The sequence below is a fragment of the Salmonella sp. SSDFZ54 genome, from assembly GCF_004010735.1.
Lineage (GTDB): Bacteria > Pseudomonadota > Gammaproteobacteria > Enterobacterales > Enterobacteriaceae > Salmonella > Salmonella enterica.
Genome location: NZ_CP034819.1, coordinates 4309420 through 4325754, shown reverse-complemented (window position 1 = coordinate 4325754; position 16335 = coordinate 4309420). Strand labels below are relative to the sequence as shown.

General features: G+C 52.2%; 12 protein-coding genes. 7 read left to right on the top strand and 5 right to left on the bottom strand.

The genetic code is table 11. From position 1 onward, the window contains the following. The first annotated feature begins 83 nt into the window (after positions 1-83). From EOS97_RS21460 to EOS97_RS21440, 5 genes are all read left to right on the top strand, one after another. Positions 84-3824 (top strand): nitrate reductase subunit alpha, encoded by a 3741-nt coding sequence (locus tag EOS97_RS21460; protein ID WP_000040390.1) that lies wholly within the window; start codon positions 84-86, stop codon positions 3822-3824. Beyond that, on the top strand, positions 3821-5365 hold the full coding sequence (narH, locus tag EOS97_RS21455) for a nitrate reductase subunit beta (RefSeq protein WP_000702580.1): 1545 nt from the start codon (positions 3821-3823) through the stop codon (positions 5363-5365). Before EOS97_RS21460 ends, narH begins: the two co-directional genes overlap by 4 nt. Continuing rightward, on the top strand, positions 5365-6060 hold the full coding sequence (gene narW / locus EOS97_RS21450) for a nitrate reductase molybdenum cofactor assembly chaperone (RefSeq protein ID WP_001166287.1): 696 nt from the start codon (positions 5365-5367) through the stop codon (positions 6058-6060). Before narH ends, narW begins: the two co-directional genes overlap by 1 nt. Next, the gene (narI, locus tag EOS97_RS21445) at positions 6057-6737 is read left to right on the top strand and encodes a respiratory nitrate reductase subunit gamma (protein WP_000617103.1); all 681 of its coding nucleotides are present in this window, start codon (positions 6057-6059) and stop codon (positions 6735-6737) included. Before narW ends, narI begins: the two co-directional genes overlap by 4 nt. A 104-nt stretch (positions 6738-6841) precedes the next feature. Beyond that, on the top strand, positions 6842-7735 hold the full coding sequence (locus EOS97_RS21440; RefSeq protein ID WP_000804286.1) for a PhzF family isomerase: 894 nt from the start codon (positions 6842-6844) through the stop codon (positions 7733-7735). Positions 7736-7770: 35 nt separating this feature from the next. Here EOS97_RS21440 and nhoA read toward each other — a convergent pair whose 3' ends face one another. Both nhoA and steA read right to left on the bottom strand, forming a co-directional pair. After that, on the bottom strand, positions 7771-8616 hold the full coding sequence (gene nhoA, locus EOS97_RS21435; protein ID WP_000200329.1) for an N-hydroxyarylamine O-acetyltransferase: 846 nt from the start codon (positions 8614-8616) through the stop codon (positions 7771-7773). Between the two features lie 284 nt (positions 8617-8900). After that, complete coding sequence (gene steA / locus EOS97_RS21430) at positions 8901-9533, bottom strand: type III secretion system effector SteA (protein ID WP_001147142.1); 633 nt, start codon at positions 9531-9533, stop codon at positions 8901-8903. Between the two features lie 512 nt (positions 9534-10045). On the opposite strand from steA, the gene ansP reads away from it, so the two are divergent. Continuing rightward, on the top strand, positions 10046-11539 hold the full coding sequence (gene ansP / locus EOS97_RS21420; protein ID WP_000857114.1) for an L-asparagine permease: 1494 nt from the start codon (positions 10046-10048) through the stop codon (positions 11537-11539). 76 nt (positions 11540-11615) lie between these two features. Here ansP and EOS97_RS21415 read toward each other — a convergent pair whose 3' ends face one another. Further along, the gene (locus EOS97_RS21415; RefSeq protein ID WP_000732362.1) at positions 11616-11837 is read right to left on the bottom strand and encodes a YgdI/YgdR family lipoprotein; all 222 of its coding nucleotides are present in this window, start codon (positions 11835-11837) and stop codon (positions 11616-11618) included. A 144-nt stretch (positions 11838-11981) separates the two neighbouring features. Next, a complete protein-coding gene (locus EOS97_RS21410) occupies positions 11982-13043 on the bottom strand; it encodes a YncE family protein (protein WP_000550636.1) in 1062 nt (353 codons plus the stop codon). Between the two features lie 263 nt (positions 13044-13306). Between EOS97_RS21410 and pqqU the strand changes: the two genes are divergently transcribed. Next, on the top strand, positions 13307-15427 hold the full coding sequence (gene pqqU, locus EOS97_RS21405; protein ID WP_000692033.1) for a TonB-dependent receptor PqqU: 2121 nt from the start codon (positions 13307-13309) through the stop codon (positions 15425-15427). A gap of 55 nt (positions 15428-15482) precedes the next feature. On the opposite strand, the gene mcbR is transcribed toward pqqU, so the two are convergent. Next, positions 15483-16148, bottom strand: coding sequence for a colanic acid/biofilm transcriptional regulator McbR (gene mcbR, locus EOS97_RS21400; RefSeq protein ID WP_001119592.1), 666 nt, complete (start codon positions 16146-16148; stop codon positions 15483-15485). Positions 16149-16335 lie beyond the last annotated feature (187 nt).

Below are 16335 nucleotides of genomic sequence, written 5' to 3'. Positions count from 1 at the left end.
GCACCTGTAGGACGGCCATCCGGCAATGGTTTAACGCCAAATCGACAGGGTGGCGGAAAATTTATCGAAGCAGGAGAAATGTCATGAGTAAACTGTTGGATCGCTTTCGTTACTTTAAACAAAAAGGCGATACCTTTGCCGACGGCCATGGTCAGGTGATGCATACCAACCGCGACTGGGAAGACAGTTATCGCCAGCGCTGGCAGTTTGATAAGATCGTGCGCTCAACCCACGGCGTCAACTGCACGGGCTCCTGTAGCTGGAAAATTTATGTCAAAAACGGTCTGGTGACGTGGGAAACCCAGCAAACCGACTACCCGCGCACGCGTCCCGATTTACCGAACCATGAACCGCGCGGCTGCCCGCGCGGCGCCAGCTACTCCTGGTATCTCTATAGCGCCAATCGTCTGAAATACCCTCTGGTGCGTAAGCGGCTGATAGAACTGTGGCGCGAGGCCCTTTCCCGGCACAGCGATCCGGTACTGGCATGGGAATCTATAATGAACGACCCGCAAAAATGCCAAAGTTACAAACAGGTGCGCGGACATGGCGGCTTTATTCGTTCGAACTGGAAAGAGCTGAATCAGCTCATTGCCGCCGCTAACGTCTGGACAATCAAAACCTATGGTCCGGATCGTGTGGCGGGGTTTTCACCTATTCCGGCGATGTCGATGGTTTCTTACGCCGCCGGAACACGTTATCTGTCATTGCTTGGCGGTACTTGTCTGAGCTTCTATGACTGGTATTGCGATCTTCCACCCGCGTCGCCAATGACCTGGGGCGAGCAGACTGATGTGCCGGAGTCCGCCGACTGGTATAACTCAGCCTACATTATTGCCTGGGGCTCTAACGTGCCGCAGACGCGTACCCCGGACGCCCACTTCTTTACTGAAGTGCGCTACAAAGGCACTAAGACGATCGCCATCACCCCGGACTATTCCGAAGTCGCTAAACTGTGCGATCAGTGGCTGGCGCCAAAGCAAGGTACCGACAGCGCGCTGGCGATGGCCATGGGTCACGTTATTTTAAAAGAGTTTCATCTCGATAATCCCAGCGACTATTTTCTTAACTATTGCCGCCGTTATACCGACATGCCAATGCTGGTCCTGTTGGATGAGCGCGCAGACGGCAGTTATGTGCCGGGGCGTATGATGCGCGCATCGGATCTGGTGGATGGACTGGGAGAAGCCAATAATCCGGAATGGAAAACCGTCGCGCTCAACAGTACGGGCGAACTGGTCGCGCCCAACGGTTCTATCGGTTTTCGCTGGGGCGAAAAGGGAAAATGGAACCTGGAACCGGTGGCGGCGGGCGTCGAAACTGAACTGTCGCTCTCTTTACTTGGTCAGCATGATGACGTGGCGGGTGTCGCCTTCCCCTATTTTGGCGGTAACGAAAACCCACATTTCCGCAGCGTGCGGCAGGAACCGGTGCTGGTACGTCAGTTACCGGTGAAACGCCTGGCTCTGGCGGACGGTAGCGAGCGGATGGTCGTCAGCGTTTACGATCTGGTGCTGGCTAACTATGGGCTGGATCGTGGTCTGGATGACTGCCATAGCGCCAATAATTATAACGACGTAAAAGCCTACACGCCGGCCTGGGGCGAACAGATTACCGGCGTGCCGCGTCGACATATCGAAACTATTGCGCGTGAATTTGCCGAGACCGCCCATAAAACTCACGGTCGTTCGATGATCATCCTCGGCGCGGGAGTGAATCACTGGTATCACATGGATATGAATTACCGTGGGATGATTAACATGCTGGTGTTCTGCGGCTGTGTTGGACAAACCGGCGGCGGCTGGGCGCACTATGTCGGCCAGGAGAAGCTGCGGCCGCAAACCGGCTGGCTGCCGCTGGCCTTCGCGCTGGACTGGAATCGCCCGCCGCGTCAGATGAACAGTACCTCGTTTTTCTACAACCATGCCAGCCAGTGGCGCTATGAAAAACTGACTGCGCAAGAGTTACTGTCGCCGCTGGCCGATCCGGCTAAATTTTCCGGACACCTGATCGATTTCAACGTGCGCGCGGAACGTATGGGCTGGCTACCCTCGGCGCCGCAGCTTAATCTTAACCCGCTCAGCGTGAAAGCGAGCGCCGATAAAGCCGGGCTGTCTGCGGCGGATTATACCGTGCAGGCGTTGAAATCAGGCGCTATCCGTTTTGCCTGCGAACAGCCTGACAGTGGTCATAATCACCCGCGAAATTTATTTGTCTGGCGCTCTAACCTGCTCGGCTCCTCCGGGAAAGGTCATGAGTACATGCTCAAATATCTGCTGGGCACCGACAGCGGTATCCAGGGCGAAGCGCTGGGTTCCAGCGAAGGAATTAAGCCTGAAGAGGTGGAATGGCAGTCCGCCGCGATTGAGGGCAAGCTCGATCTGTTGGTCACGCTTGATTTCCGTATGTCCAGTACCTGTCTGTTTTCCGATATCGTCTTGCCGACCGCCACCTGGTATGAAAAAGACGATATGAATACCTCGGATATGCATCCGTTTATCCACCCCCTTTCCGCCGCGGTCGATCCTGCCTGGGAATCCAAAAGCGACTGGGAGATCTACAAAGGCATCGCTAGCGCCTTTTCTGAAGTGTGTGTCGGACATCTCGGACAGGAAACCGATGTGGTGTTACACCCGCTCCAGCATGATTCCCCGGCGGAACTGGCGCAGCCATTTGATATTCTCGACTGGCGTAAAGGCGAGTGCGAACTTATTCCGGGCAAAACCGCCCCCAATATCGTCGTGGTTGAACGCGATTATCCGGCCACCTATGAACGTTTTACCTCGCTGGGTTCCCTGCTGGATAAATTAGGCAACGGCGGTAAGGGTATTGCCTGGAATACGCAAGATGAAGTCGATTTCCTCGGTAAGCTCAATTACACCAAACACGATGGCCCGGCGAAAGGACGTCCGCGAATAGACACCGCGCTGGATGCTTCGGAAGTGATTCTTGCCTTAGCGCCGGAAACCAACGGCCAGGTGGCGGTGAAAGCCTGGCAGGCGTTGGGCGAGATGACCGGGCGCGAGCACACCCATCTGGCCATCAATAAAGAAGATGAGAAAATTCGCTTTCGTGATATCCAGGCGCAACCGCGCAAAATTATCTCCAGCCCGACCTGGTCAGGGCTGGAAAGCGAGCATGTCTCTTATAACGCCGGCTATACCAACGTACATGAACTGATCCCGTGGCGCACGTTGTCGGGGCGGCAACAACTCTATCAGGATCATGCGTGGATGCGCGCTTTTGGCGAAAGCCTGGTGGCATATCGTCCGCCGATTGATACCCGCAGCGTCAGCGAAATGCGAGAAATTCCGCCCAACGGTTTCCCGGAAAAAGCGCTTAACTTCCTGACGCCGCACCAGAAATGGGGAATTCACTCCACCTACAGCGAAAACCTGCTGATGCTGACCTTGTCGCGCGGCGGGCCGATTGTCTGGATCAGCGAAGCCGATGCCCGTGAATTGGGTATTGAAGATAACGACTGGATTGAAGCCTTCAACGCTAATGGCGCCCTTACCGCTCGTGCGGTGGTCAGCCAGCGCGTCCCGCCGGGTATGACCATGATGTACCACGCCCAGGAGCGGCTTATGAACATTCCGGGCTCGGAAGTGACCGGGATGCGCGGCGGGATCCATAACTCCGTGACCCGGGTCTGTCCAAAACCGACGCATATGATCGGCGGCTATGCGCAACTGGCTTACGGCTTCAACTATTACGGAACCGTGGGTTCGAATCGCGATGAATTCATCATGATCAGGAAGATGAAAAACATTAACTGGCTGGATGATGAGGGCCGGGATCAGGTACAGGAGGCGAAAAAATGAAAATACGCTCACAGGTTGGGATGGTACTGAATCTCGATAAATGTATTGGCTGTCACACCTGCTCCGTCACCTGTAAAAACGTCTGGACCGGACGTGAAGGGATGGAATACGCATGGTTCAATAACGTCGAAACTAAACCGGGCATCGGCTATCCCAAAAACTGGGAAGACCAGCAGGAGTGGCAAGGCGGTTGGGTTCGTGATGTTAATGGCAAGATAAGGCCCCGTCTGGGCGGCAAAATGGGGGTAATTAGCAAAATTTTCGCCAACCCGGTGATTCCGCAAATCGATGATTACTACGAACCCTTTACCTTCGATTATCAGCATTTACATCATGCGCCGGAGAGTAAGCATCAGCCCACTGCCCGTCCTCGTTCACTGATTGACGGAAAACGGATGGACAAGGTGATCTGGGGGCCAAACTGGGAAGAGCTGCTCGGCGGCGAGTTTGAAAAACGCGCCCGCGACCGTAACTTCGACAACATACAAAAGGAGATGTACGGTCAGTTCGAAAACACCTTCATGATGTACCTGCCGCGCCTGTGCGAACACTGCCTGAACCCCAGTTGTGTCGCCACCTGCCCAAGTGGCGCTATTTATAAGCGTGAAGAAGACGGCATCGTGCTAATCGACCAGGATAAATGCCGGGGCTGGCGTTTGTGTATCAGCGGCTGCCCGTACAAAAAAATCTACTTTAACTGGAAGAGCGGCAAGTCTGAGAAATGCATATTTTGCTATCCGCGTATTGAATCCGGCCAGCCGACCGTTTGCTCGGAAACCTGCGTCGGGCGCATCCGTTATCTTGGCGTTCTGCTCTACGACGCCGACAGGATTGAAGACGCGGCCAGTACCGAACACGAAACAGATTTGTATGAACGTCAGTGCGATGTGTTTCTCAATCCGCACGATCCGGCGGTCATCGAAGAGGCGCTTAAACAAGGCATCCCTCAAAACGTCATCGACGCCGCCCAACGGTCGCCGGTGTACAAAATGGCGATGGACTGGAAGCTGGCGCTTCCGCTGCACCCGGAATACCGTACCCTGCCGATGGTTTGGTACGTACCGCCGCTGTCGCCCATCCAGTCATACGCCGACGCGGGCGGGTTACCGCACAATGGCAATATTCTGCCGGCGGTGGAGACGCTGCGTATTCCGGTCCAGTACCTGGCCAATATGCTCAGCGCGGGCGATACCGGTCCGGTCATTCGGGCTCTAAAGCGGATGATGGCGATGCGCCACTACATGCGCTCGCAGACGGTTGAAGGCGTGACGGATACCCGCGCGATTGACGAAGTGGGTCTGAGCGTACAACAGGTTGAAGAGATGTATCGCTACCTGGCGATTGCCAATTATGAAGATCGTTTTGTCATTCCCACCAGCCACCGGGAAATGGCTCGCGACGCCTTTCCGGAGCGCAACGGCTGCGGCTTTACTTTTGGCGACGGTTGCCACGGCTCGGATACCAAATTCAACCTGTTCAACAGTAGTCGTATTGATGCCATCAATATCACCGAAGTGCGTGATAAAGCGGAGGGGGAATAATGCAAATCCTCAAAGCGATTGGCCTGTTGATGGAGTATCCGGACGACGAGTTGTGGGAATGTCGGGATGAAGCGCTTGCCCTTATCCAGCACGATGCGCCAATGCTGGCCGACTTCACTCGCGAGCTGCTTTATGCGCCGTTACTGGATAAACAAGCAGAATGGTGTGAAGTGTTTGACCGCGGGCGCGCCACTTCATTGCTGTTATTCGAGCATGTTCATGCGGAGTCCCGCGATCGCGGCCAGGCGATGGTCGATTTGTTAAGCCAGTATGAAACCGTGGGCCTGCAGCTCAACTGCCGCGAACTGCCGGATCACCTGCCGCTCTATCTGGAGTACTTAAGCGTGTTGCCGGAAGCGGAAGCGCGCGAGGGATTACAGAATATTGCCCCTATTCTGGCGCTGCTGGGCGGTCGTCTGAAACAGCGAGGAGCGCCGTGGTATCAACTGTTTGACGCCCTGCTGACGCTGGCGGGCAGTACGCTTACAAGTGACAGTGTCACCAAACAGATTGTTCAGGAATCGCGGGATGATACCCGTCAGGCACTGGATGCCGTCTGGGAAGAAGAACAGGTGAAGTTTATCGAAGACAACGCCACGACCTGTGACAGTTCACCGTTACACCATTATCAACGACGCTTTAGCCAGGACGCGGCGCCGCAGTACGTCGACGTCAGCGCGGGAGGCCCGAAATGATACAGTACCTGAACGTCTTTTTTTACGACATCTACCCCTATATTTGCGCCACGGTATTCTTCCTCGGCAGTTGGCTGCGCTATGACTACGGACAATATACCTGGCGCGCGTCGTCCAGCCAGATGCTGGATAAGCGTGGGATGGTGATATGGTCGAATCTGTTCCATATTGGCATTCTGGGGATCTTTTTTGGCCATCTGTTTGGAATGCTGACGCCACACTGGATGTATGCCTGGTTCCTGCCGATTGCGGTAAAACAGCAGATGGCGATGATCCTCGGCGGCGTGTGCGGCGTATTAACGTTGATCGGCGGCGCGGGATTACTGTGGCGTCGTCTGACCAATCAGCGTGTGCGGGCGACATCCACTACACCTGATATTATCATCATGAGCATTTTGCTGATTCAGTGTCTGCTTGGCCTGAGCACCATTCCGTTTTCGGCGCAATATCCGGATGGCAGCGAAATGATGAAGTTGGTGGGCTGGGCGCAAAGTATTGTCACCTTCCGCGGCGGGTCTTCGGAAATGCTGAACGGTGTGGCGTTTGTTTTCCGCGTTCATCTGGTGCTTGGAATGACTATTTTCCTGCTCTTCCCGTTCACCCGTCTGGTTCATGTCTGGAGCGCGCCGTTTGAGTATTTCACCCGTCGCTACCAGATTGTTCGTACCCGCCGCTAATTCTCTTTGCCCGGGGGTACGCTTACCGGGCAAAGAAAACACATGGGCGTCGTCATTCGGCAACGCACAGGCTATGATGATTCTTCAGTCAAAGGAGAATATCAATGAAACCGCAGATTTACCATGTTGACGCCTTCACCAGCGACCCCTTTCGCGGCAACTCTGCTGGCGTTGTCTTACATGCGGATACGCTAAGCGACGCGCAGATGCAGCTGATTGCCCGTGAACTTCGTCACTCGGAAACCGCCTTTTTGCTAAAAAGCGAAGAGAGTGATGTGCGCATACGCTATTTTACACCGACAGTGGAAGTCCCCATCTGTGGTCATGCCACCGTGGCCGCGCATTATGTTCGGGCAACGGTACTGGGGTTGGGAAACACCACCGTCTGGCAAACCTCGTTAGCGGGCCGTCATCGCGTTGAAATTCATGCCGAACACAACGACTATCGCATCACGCTGGAACAAGGTCAGCCCTCTTTTGAACCACCGCTAGTCGGAGAGATTCGGGCTGCCATCATCACAGCACTGAACCTGACTGAAGATGATATCGTGCCGGGAGCGCCAATTCAGGTGGCTTCAACAGGACATGCAAAAGTGATGATCCTGCTCAAACCAGACGTTGATATTGATGCCCTTTCTCCGAATCTGGCAGCCCTGACGGCAATCAGCCAGCAAATTGGCTGTAACGGCTTTTTTCCTTTCCAGATTCGTCCGGGAAAAAACGAAACCGATGGGCGAATGTTTTCCCCGGCGATAGGGATTGTGGAAGATCCGGTAACGGGAAACGCCAATGGCCCGATGGGTGCATGGCTCGTCCATCATGGTCTGATGGCGCATGACGGTAAAACGCTGCAGATTCAAGGCCATCAGGGGCGCGCTTTAGGCAAAGAGGGTACTGTTGATGTTACCGTCACCATTCGCGATAACCAGCCGGAAAACGTCGCCATCTCCGGCCAGGCGGTCATTCTGTTTCATGCCGAATGGGCCATTACTTTTTAATCTTTGTCAGGCCCGCAAATCCTCGCGGCAAAAAATTATTTTCCCGCCTCCGGATGGGTATCAAATGCAGCCATTACCGCGGCCAGCTCCGCCTCGGTAAAACCGTGCTTTACATCATTTACGCCGAGACCAAACTGCTGCTGAAGTAACTGATACAACGACGGTACATCCGGTACATTGACCTGTTCAACGGCATGTCCCTGGTGGTAACGCGTGAAGTGGAAATTCGTTAATGTCAGCTTGCCGCCATCAGGCAAATGGCGGCACATCAACAAATGATGACGAAAATGGGATTGCGGCCAGTGAGCCGACCAGAAATTGCCCATCACATGATCGCTCTGCTGCTGCACCCCCAGATCAAAACAGTACATCGACTGCCAGTGCTCATGGTGGCGGAATTGTAAAATCCATGTGCTCCCCTCCTGCATCAGGCGGTATTCGCCATGCGGCGTTTGCTGAGCAATTTCAGCCTGCAGACGAAGCGGCGCGGTTAGCGTTTGGCCGCCAAACCCCACGTCCGCGATCCACTGCTCGTCCTCAACATCAACCAGCAGCAAACGGTGCGTGCGCGGCGGTAAACTGGCGGGATGAGACAGAATGACCCGCCCCAATAAGCTTCGGACGTTAAAACCGATGTCGCGTAACGCGCGTTCAAACAGGCCATTCAGTTCAAAACAGTATCCACCGCGTCGGGCATAAAGCAGTTTCTCCTCTAATGCCGTCTCATCGAGCTGTATTTCACGAGGCAGTAGCACATCCAGATTTTCAAAAGGAATCGCGCAGTTGTGCGCTAAGTGAAGCGTTCTGAGCGCTTCAACCGTAGGAACCCCCAACGGCTGACAATGTAATCGCGTAAAATAAGCATGTAAAAAAGAGGTCATCTGAGGCTTCCATTAACATTAATGCTTGCGTTCGGCACACAGGCTGAGGCGGATATCGCTGCGCAACAGGATACCCTATCCGTGGAATAGCGTTGGATACTTTTGAAAAAAATAAGACAGGCCGGCTACAGCCGCCGGAGGTACGTGGGATTTTGGCGTACAAACGGAAATCGGGTTCTGAGAATCTCTTTGCGACACGCCGCCAAAATAGCGGCGTGTTAAAATTTTTAACGCCAGCTCAGCGAGTCTGATTTCTAACAAAACTGGCTAAACATAAGCGCTTTTTAATACTTGTCTAAATAGTTATGGTAACGATCTTTTATGTCGGCCGCCCATTGCACTTTCGCCTCGCCCATGCTGTTGGCCCGAGCGATATAATGTTCTAAACTCGGAATGGCGCCTAATGCCTGAGGTAAGGCATTATATTCTGCTATTCGCTCTCTGACGGTTTTATATTTTTCATCAATATCATAATTATAGTACGCTGGCGCCTCAAAAAAGCCCTCTTCCAGTCTCATACAGATATCTTCAAAGGACCCCTTAACCTCAACGGTATGTTCGCCATCCGATATCCTGACGATTGGCTCACGTCCAGCCATCAGCGAGAGTTGTTCGAATGTTAACATCCGACCATCAGAAAGCTCGACATCTATAATAAATTGTTCATCACGTACAGCATCTGCAAGGTGATTATGGATATTCCCTGCATTGGCACAGAACTCATCAACTTTAGGCGTAACATTGCAATAATGTTCAATTACTCGCGTAAATCCGTAGGCCAGTCCTGCGGTAAGCACATACAAGATGCCTTTCATGATTTTTGTTGATAATTTATTTTCATAATCTCCTGCAGCAACATGAGGTAGCTTATTTCCTGATAAAGCTCTGGCATAGGTAGAAACTGATGTATATGGCATATCCTGCTCCTTCAAATTTTGCTCAATAGCTTTATATGTCCTACTCCTCTCTCATTATGACGATATGTCAATCAACAAAATTGCTCAAAGGCATACATTTTCAGGAGAAAATGAGAATAACAGGCGCAACGGCCTGATCTTATGCTGCTTCAATATCGTCAGGTGGTTTATCGTTCGAGGTCATATCTATGACCATAAATCCCACCAGGGATTAACGCTGGTTAATTATTGCGCAACGCAATCACTGCGGATTTGTGCTGAAAGCTTATCTGGCTGAATCGTGACCACACCGCACCACATCTGACCGCACAAATAAACACGACATCCTCATTTTCTTCTTTCCGTATGTTTTGCGTCATTTAACAATTGCAGGTAGGATGCTCCGCCGGCGGTTTTATCCCTGTCACAGAATCAGGGAAAAGCGGCATTCGCCATTGCAGGCAATCGATTGGTGAGCGCCCGTCGCGGCATAAGGAATTTTTCTGTCAGGACAGGCTATAACAGGTAACGTAATGAAAACACAGACTACGCACGCCGCAGAACAACATGCGGCGAAACGACGCTGGCTGAACGCCCATGAAGAGGGGTATCACAAAGCGATGGGGAATCGTCAGGTTCAGATGATTGCTATCGGCGGCGCGATTGGCACCGGTTTATTTTTAGGTGCAGGCGCCCGATTGCAAATGGCCGGACCGGCACTGGCGCTGGTCTATCTGATATGCGGCATTTTTTCTTTTTTCATTTTACGCGCGCTGGGCGAACTGGTATTGCATCGCCCTTCCAGCGGGAGCTTCGTCTCCTACGCCCGTGAATTTTTGGGTGAAAAAGCGGCCTACGTCGCAGGCTGGATGTACTTTATTAACTGGGCGATGACCGGGATCGTCGATATCACCGCAGTGGCGTTATATATGCACTACTGGGGCGCATTTGGCGACGTTCCGCAATGGGTGTTTGCGCTCGGCGCGTTAACCATTGTCGGTACCATGAACATGATCGGCGTAAAATGGTTTGCCGAAATGGAGTTCTGGTTCGCGCTGATAAAAGTACTCGCCATTGTTATCTTCCTGGTGGTAGGCACGATTTTTCTCGGTACCGGTCAACCGCTTGAGGGTAATGCCACCGGTTTTCACCTGATTACAGATAATGGCGGCTTTTTCCCGCACGGCCTGTTGCCCGCGCTGGTACTGATTCAGGGCGTGGTGTTCGCTTTTGCGTCGATTGAACTGGTCGGTACCGCCGCTGGGGAGTGCAAAGATCCACAGACGATGGTGCCAAAAGCCATCAATAGCGTGATCTGGCGTATTGGTCTTTTCTATGTAGGATCGGTCGTATTGCTGGTTTTGCTGCTGCCGTGGAACGCCTACCAGGCGGGGCAAAGTCCGTTTGTCACCTTCTTTTCTAAACTTGGCGTGCCTTATATCGGCAGTATTATGAATATCGTGGTGTTAACCGCCGCGCTTTCCAGCCTGAACTCCGGGCTTTACTGTACGGGGAGAATTTTACGTTCAATGTCGATGGGGGGTTCCGCGCCGAAATTCATGGCGAAAATGAGCCGTCAGCATGTGCCCTATGCGGGTATTCTGGCGACTCTGGTGGTTTACGTGGTCGGCGTGTTCCTGAATTACCTGGTCCCCTCCCGCGTGTTTGAGATCGTTCTTAATTTTGCCTCGCTCGGCATTATCGCGTCGTGGGCGTTTATCATGGTGTGCCAGATGCGTTTACGCCAGGCGATAAAAGAAGGCAAAGCCGCAGACGTCAGTTTTAAACTGCCCGGCGCGCCTTTTACCTCCTGGCTAACGCTGCTGTTTTTACTAAGCGTGCTGGTACTCATGGCGTTTGACTACCCGAATGGAACTTACACTATCGCCTCGTTGCCGCTGATCGCCACTCTGCTGGTTGCCGGCTGGTTTGGCGTGCGACGTCGCGTGGCGGAGATCCATCGCACTGCGCCAGTGACGGCGGATTCGACAGAGAGTGTCGTATTGAAAGAAGAAGCAGCGACATAACATTCCCCTTCCCCGGCAGCCCCAGGCCTGCCGGGTTTAATGCGCGTTGCCGCCAACACCGCATCGCGCCCAATGCTTAGTCAGCCTTAATCAACTGCGCCACATCATTGCTGTTAATTTCCCGCTGGTTGCCTTCCTGATCGGTATAACTGGTCATTCCCGTCTCTTTATCTAACTGCGGCTTACCCTGAGTTACGATCGTTTGCCCATTCTTCGTCGTCATCACATAGTTGGTTGTGCAACCCGCAAGCATAAAAAACATCATGCCCAAACCTGAGCATATAAATAACTTTTTCATATTTTCCTCGTGAATATAATGAGTTAACTACAGCAAAAAGGCAGTGTAATTCTCACAGAATCATCAGGCTATCGGCGGGGTGTAACGAGGCGTATCGGTGCGTTTAAAGAGATGACTGGAGGGGTTTCCCCCTCCATACCCTATTTACAGAGCAATGCGAATAACATCATCCGGCTGCGTCGCTTCCTGTTCACGTGTCGATTTCTGCTTCACGCTGACGTAGAGCGTTTTACCGTCTGCCGATAGCGCCAGGCTATTCGGGTACGTCGGCGTATCGAACGTTTTAACAACGTTATAGGTCTTCGCATCGATCACGCTGACCTGACCTGCCTGACGATGTGTCACATACGCCTCGTTACGTGTCGGGTTAAACAGGACGGCCAAAGAAGCAGGCGCCGCGATTTTGGCAAGAATATTGCCATTACGGGTATCGACAACCAGGACTTCAGTCGCCTTCGAGTCGGTGATAAACGCGCGATGACCTGCGGTATCGAGACTCAGGTTAATAAAGAAGTGTTCTTTACCGTCATCCAGCAACTTCTTACGACTGAGAATTTTATTGCTGGCGGTATCGATGGTGATAAATTCGCCATCCGCATTGGTGGTGTACAGGCGTTGCGCTTTACTGTCGAGCGCCAGACCCGTACTCATTTTGCCGGTATTTTCGATCGTCGTTTTCAGTTTGATGGTTTCGCCATCCACTACCCAAATAGCACTCTCTTTACCAACACCGCTAATGTAGATCGTGTTGGTCGCCGCATCGGCAACCAGCTCACGGGGCTGTAACGGACGAACCTCTTCAGTACGTTTGCGCGCATCAAGTACCAGACGACCTTTTACATCACCCGTTTTGGCATCAATCGCGGTAACTGCGCTGTTAATGGTATTGCCAAACCACAGCGTTTGGGTCGCGGCATTGATGGTGGCGCCGAACGGCTTGAGATCGTTATGAATCGCTTGCGTGATTTCCAGCGTCACCGGGTCGAGACGATAAACTACGCCGCCTTTATCCAGTTTACGGCTTTGCGATGTAGCCAGCCAGAGCGCGTTTTCTTGCTGACTCCAGGCCATCTCATAAGCGCCTTTGCCTACCGCTTTACGCAGCATGTCTTCCGCCGCCAGCGTGCTAAATGAGGATGCGACGAGGAGCGAACCTAACAATAAAGAACCACGCAGGCGCGGCGAAAAAAGATGACGTAAGTGCATGACGACTCCCTTTGATCAAAACGTGTATAGCTGCTTCACACTACTTCGCTGCGCGGGATCTTCGTTCCGCACTTATTATAAGTTGAGAATAATAATCATTATTTATCAGAAAGTGGAGCTTTTCCTCGCCTGCGAATGTCATGGCTCTTAAATACCGCACATTTTCTTAACTTAATGTGCGATTAAAATTTCAAAACTTTACATATTGACTACCCTTAATGTCACGTTTTCCGTTGATACGCTTACATTTATCCGGCATTTTCATGAAAATTATTTCCGTTAGACAGCGACTTTATCCCGCCCTCTTATTGCCTCTGACCTTCTCCCCGGTCCTTCAGGCCGCCAGCGCGCCCAATGAACAAACCATGATAGTCACCGCAACGCCGCAAACCGTATCCGAACTGGATACACCTGCCGCCGTTAGCGTCATTGAGGGAGAAGACATGCGTCTGGCGACGCCGCGCGTTAATTTATCTGAGTCTTTAACCAGCGTCCCGGGATTGCAGGTGCAGAACCGGCAGAACTACGCGCAGGATCTGCAAATCTCTATCCGTGGATTTGGCTCGCGTTCCGCCTTTGGCGTGCGCGGCATTCGTCTGTATGTTGATGGCATTCCCGCCACCATGCCGGATGGACAAGGCCAGATTTCGAATATTGATATTAACAGCATACAAGACGTTGAAGTGTTACGCGGCCCCTTCTCAGCGCTATACGGCAATGCTTCCGGCGGCGTAATAAATGTCACCACCGAAACCGGGAGACAGCCGCCAACCCTTGAGGCCAGCAGCTACTACGGCAGTTATGGAAGCTGGCGCTATGGGCTAAAAGCCACGGGCGCGATGGGTGACGGCACACAGCCAGGCGACGTGGATTACACGGTATCGACTACCCGTTTCACCACCCACGGCTACCGCGATCACAGCGGCGCGCGAAAAAATCTGGCTAATGCCAAACTGGGCGTGCGCCTTGACGATGTCAGTAAACTCTCGCTGATTTTTAATAGTGTGGACATTAAGGCGGACGATCCCGGCGGACTTACCGAATCTGAATGGAAAGCCGATCCGCAACAGGCGCCCCGCGCTGAACAGTACAATACGCGTAAAACCATCAAACAAACTCAGGCAGGATTGCGTTATGAACGTCAGCTCAGCGCGCAGGATGATATCAGCGTGATGGCCTACGCCGGAGAGCGGGAAACCACGCAATACCAGTCTATTCCCCTGGTGGCACAGCTAAAACCTGCTCAGGCTGGCGGCGTAATTACACTGCAACGCCACTATCAGGGCATTGATTCCCGCTGGACTCACCGGGGAGAATTAGGTGTGCCGATCACCTTCACTGGCGGAGTAAACTATGAAAATATGAGCGAAAACCGCAAGGGTTACAATAATTTCCGTCTCAACAACGGCACCCCTGAGTTTGGGCATAAAGGCGATTTACGGCGGGATGAGCGTAACCTGATGTGGAATGTCGATCCTTATCTGCAAACCCAGTGGCAGCTTACGCAAAAACTCTCGCTGGATGCTGGCGTGCGCTACAGTTCCGTGTGGTTCGATTCTAACGATCACTATATCGCGCCCGGCAATGGCGATGACAGCGGCGACGCCAGCTATCACCACTGGCTACCCGCCGGATCGCTAAAATATGCGTTAACTGACGCCTGGAATCTCTATCTTGCTGCCGGTCGCGGATTTGAAACTCCCACTATCAATGAGCTTTCTTATCGCGCTGACGGCCAAAGTGGGTTCAACTTTGACCTCAAACCGTCGACCAATGATACGGTGGAAGTCGGCAGTAAAACGCGGATTGGCAATGGCTTGTTGACCGCCGCGTTATTTCAAACCGATACCGATGATGAAATTGTTGTCGCCAGTAGTATGGGAGGACGCACTACCTACAAAAACGCGGGCAAAACGCGCCGCCAGGGCGCAGAGCTCGCGTTGGACCAGCGCTTCGCCGGCGACTGGCGGGTGAAAGCATCATGGACCTGGCTGGATGCGACCTATCGCAGTAACGTTTGTCAGGGGCAAAACTGTGATGGAAACCGGATGCCCGGCATCGCCCGTAATATGGGATTCGCCTCATTAGGTTTTATCCCGGATGAGGGGTGGTACGCCGGAACAGACGTTCGCTATATGGGCGATATCATGGCCAATGATGAAAATACCGCCAAAGCGCCTTCGTATACCGTTGTTGGACTAAATACAGGGTATAAATTTAATTACAGTCAGCTTACCGTCGATATTTTTGGGCGGGTAGATAATCTATTTGATAAAGAATATATCGGTTCGGTGATCGTTAATGAATCTAATGGCCGATATTATGAGCCAGCGCCAGGGCGTAACTATGGCGTGGGGATTAATCTGGCATGGCAATTTGAATAAATATCCGGCAATAGCGGGGAATCCCCGCTATTGATAAGTCATAGTTGCATGAAGGTTACATGAAGTACTGATTTTTAATCGTCGCTACGTTTTGTTGCAAAACGTTCTGTAGACAGTGGCGACTGGCTTCTTTATCACCAGTCACTAACGCATTAAGCAATTTTCTGTACAGATTAACGCCGTTTTGATAATCATCAAGTTTAAAATTATCATATAAAAAATGCAGGCTTGGCCCCAGGCGTACCCATAATTGCTCGATCATGGCATACAGCGTTGGCATATCCGCGTAGTGGTAGATCTCAAAGCGGAATGCGCGGTTGGCCAAAAGAATTTTCTCCATAACGCCACTTTCCAGCGCCTGTTGAAATTCATCTAATAGCGCATTCAGCGTCTGCTCGCGATCCGGAGTAATCTTACCCGCAGCGGCGACCACCGCCATCTCCTCCAGGGCAGTACGAATCGTATTAATTTCCAGCAAACTTTCCAGCGAGATCTCCGGCACCATAAACGCCTGTGCTGGCGCCACCGCCAAAGCACTGGAAGAGACCAGCCTTAACAGGGCCTCACGCACCGGCGTAATACTGACGCCTAACTCTTGAGCGATATTTTTAGTGATAAGCCTTGCGCCTGGTTTTAATGCGCCAATAGACAATTGATGCTTTAACCGATTTTCAACCTGTGTGGTCAGGCTTATATGTTGTGTTTTTTCCGTACCCGGCATTTTCCTTCCTTCACCTCTTGGCAGAACAACATCGCAATCGAGTCCCGAAGAAGTTTCGGAACTTAATTGTAAAAAAGATAATCCAGGCCTGAACGGCCAAATAAATAAAAGTGATAATTTACTTGCGTGATATTCTCATCTTTTACAACAATACAGGTTTCTTTATGGCAACCGTTTTATCTCCGTC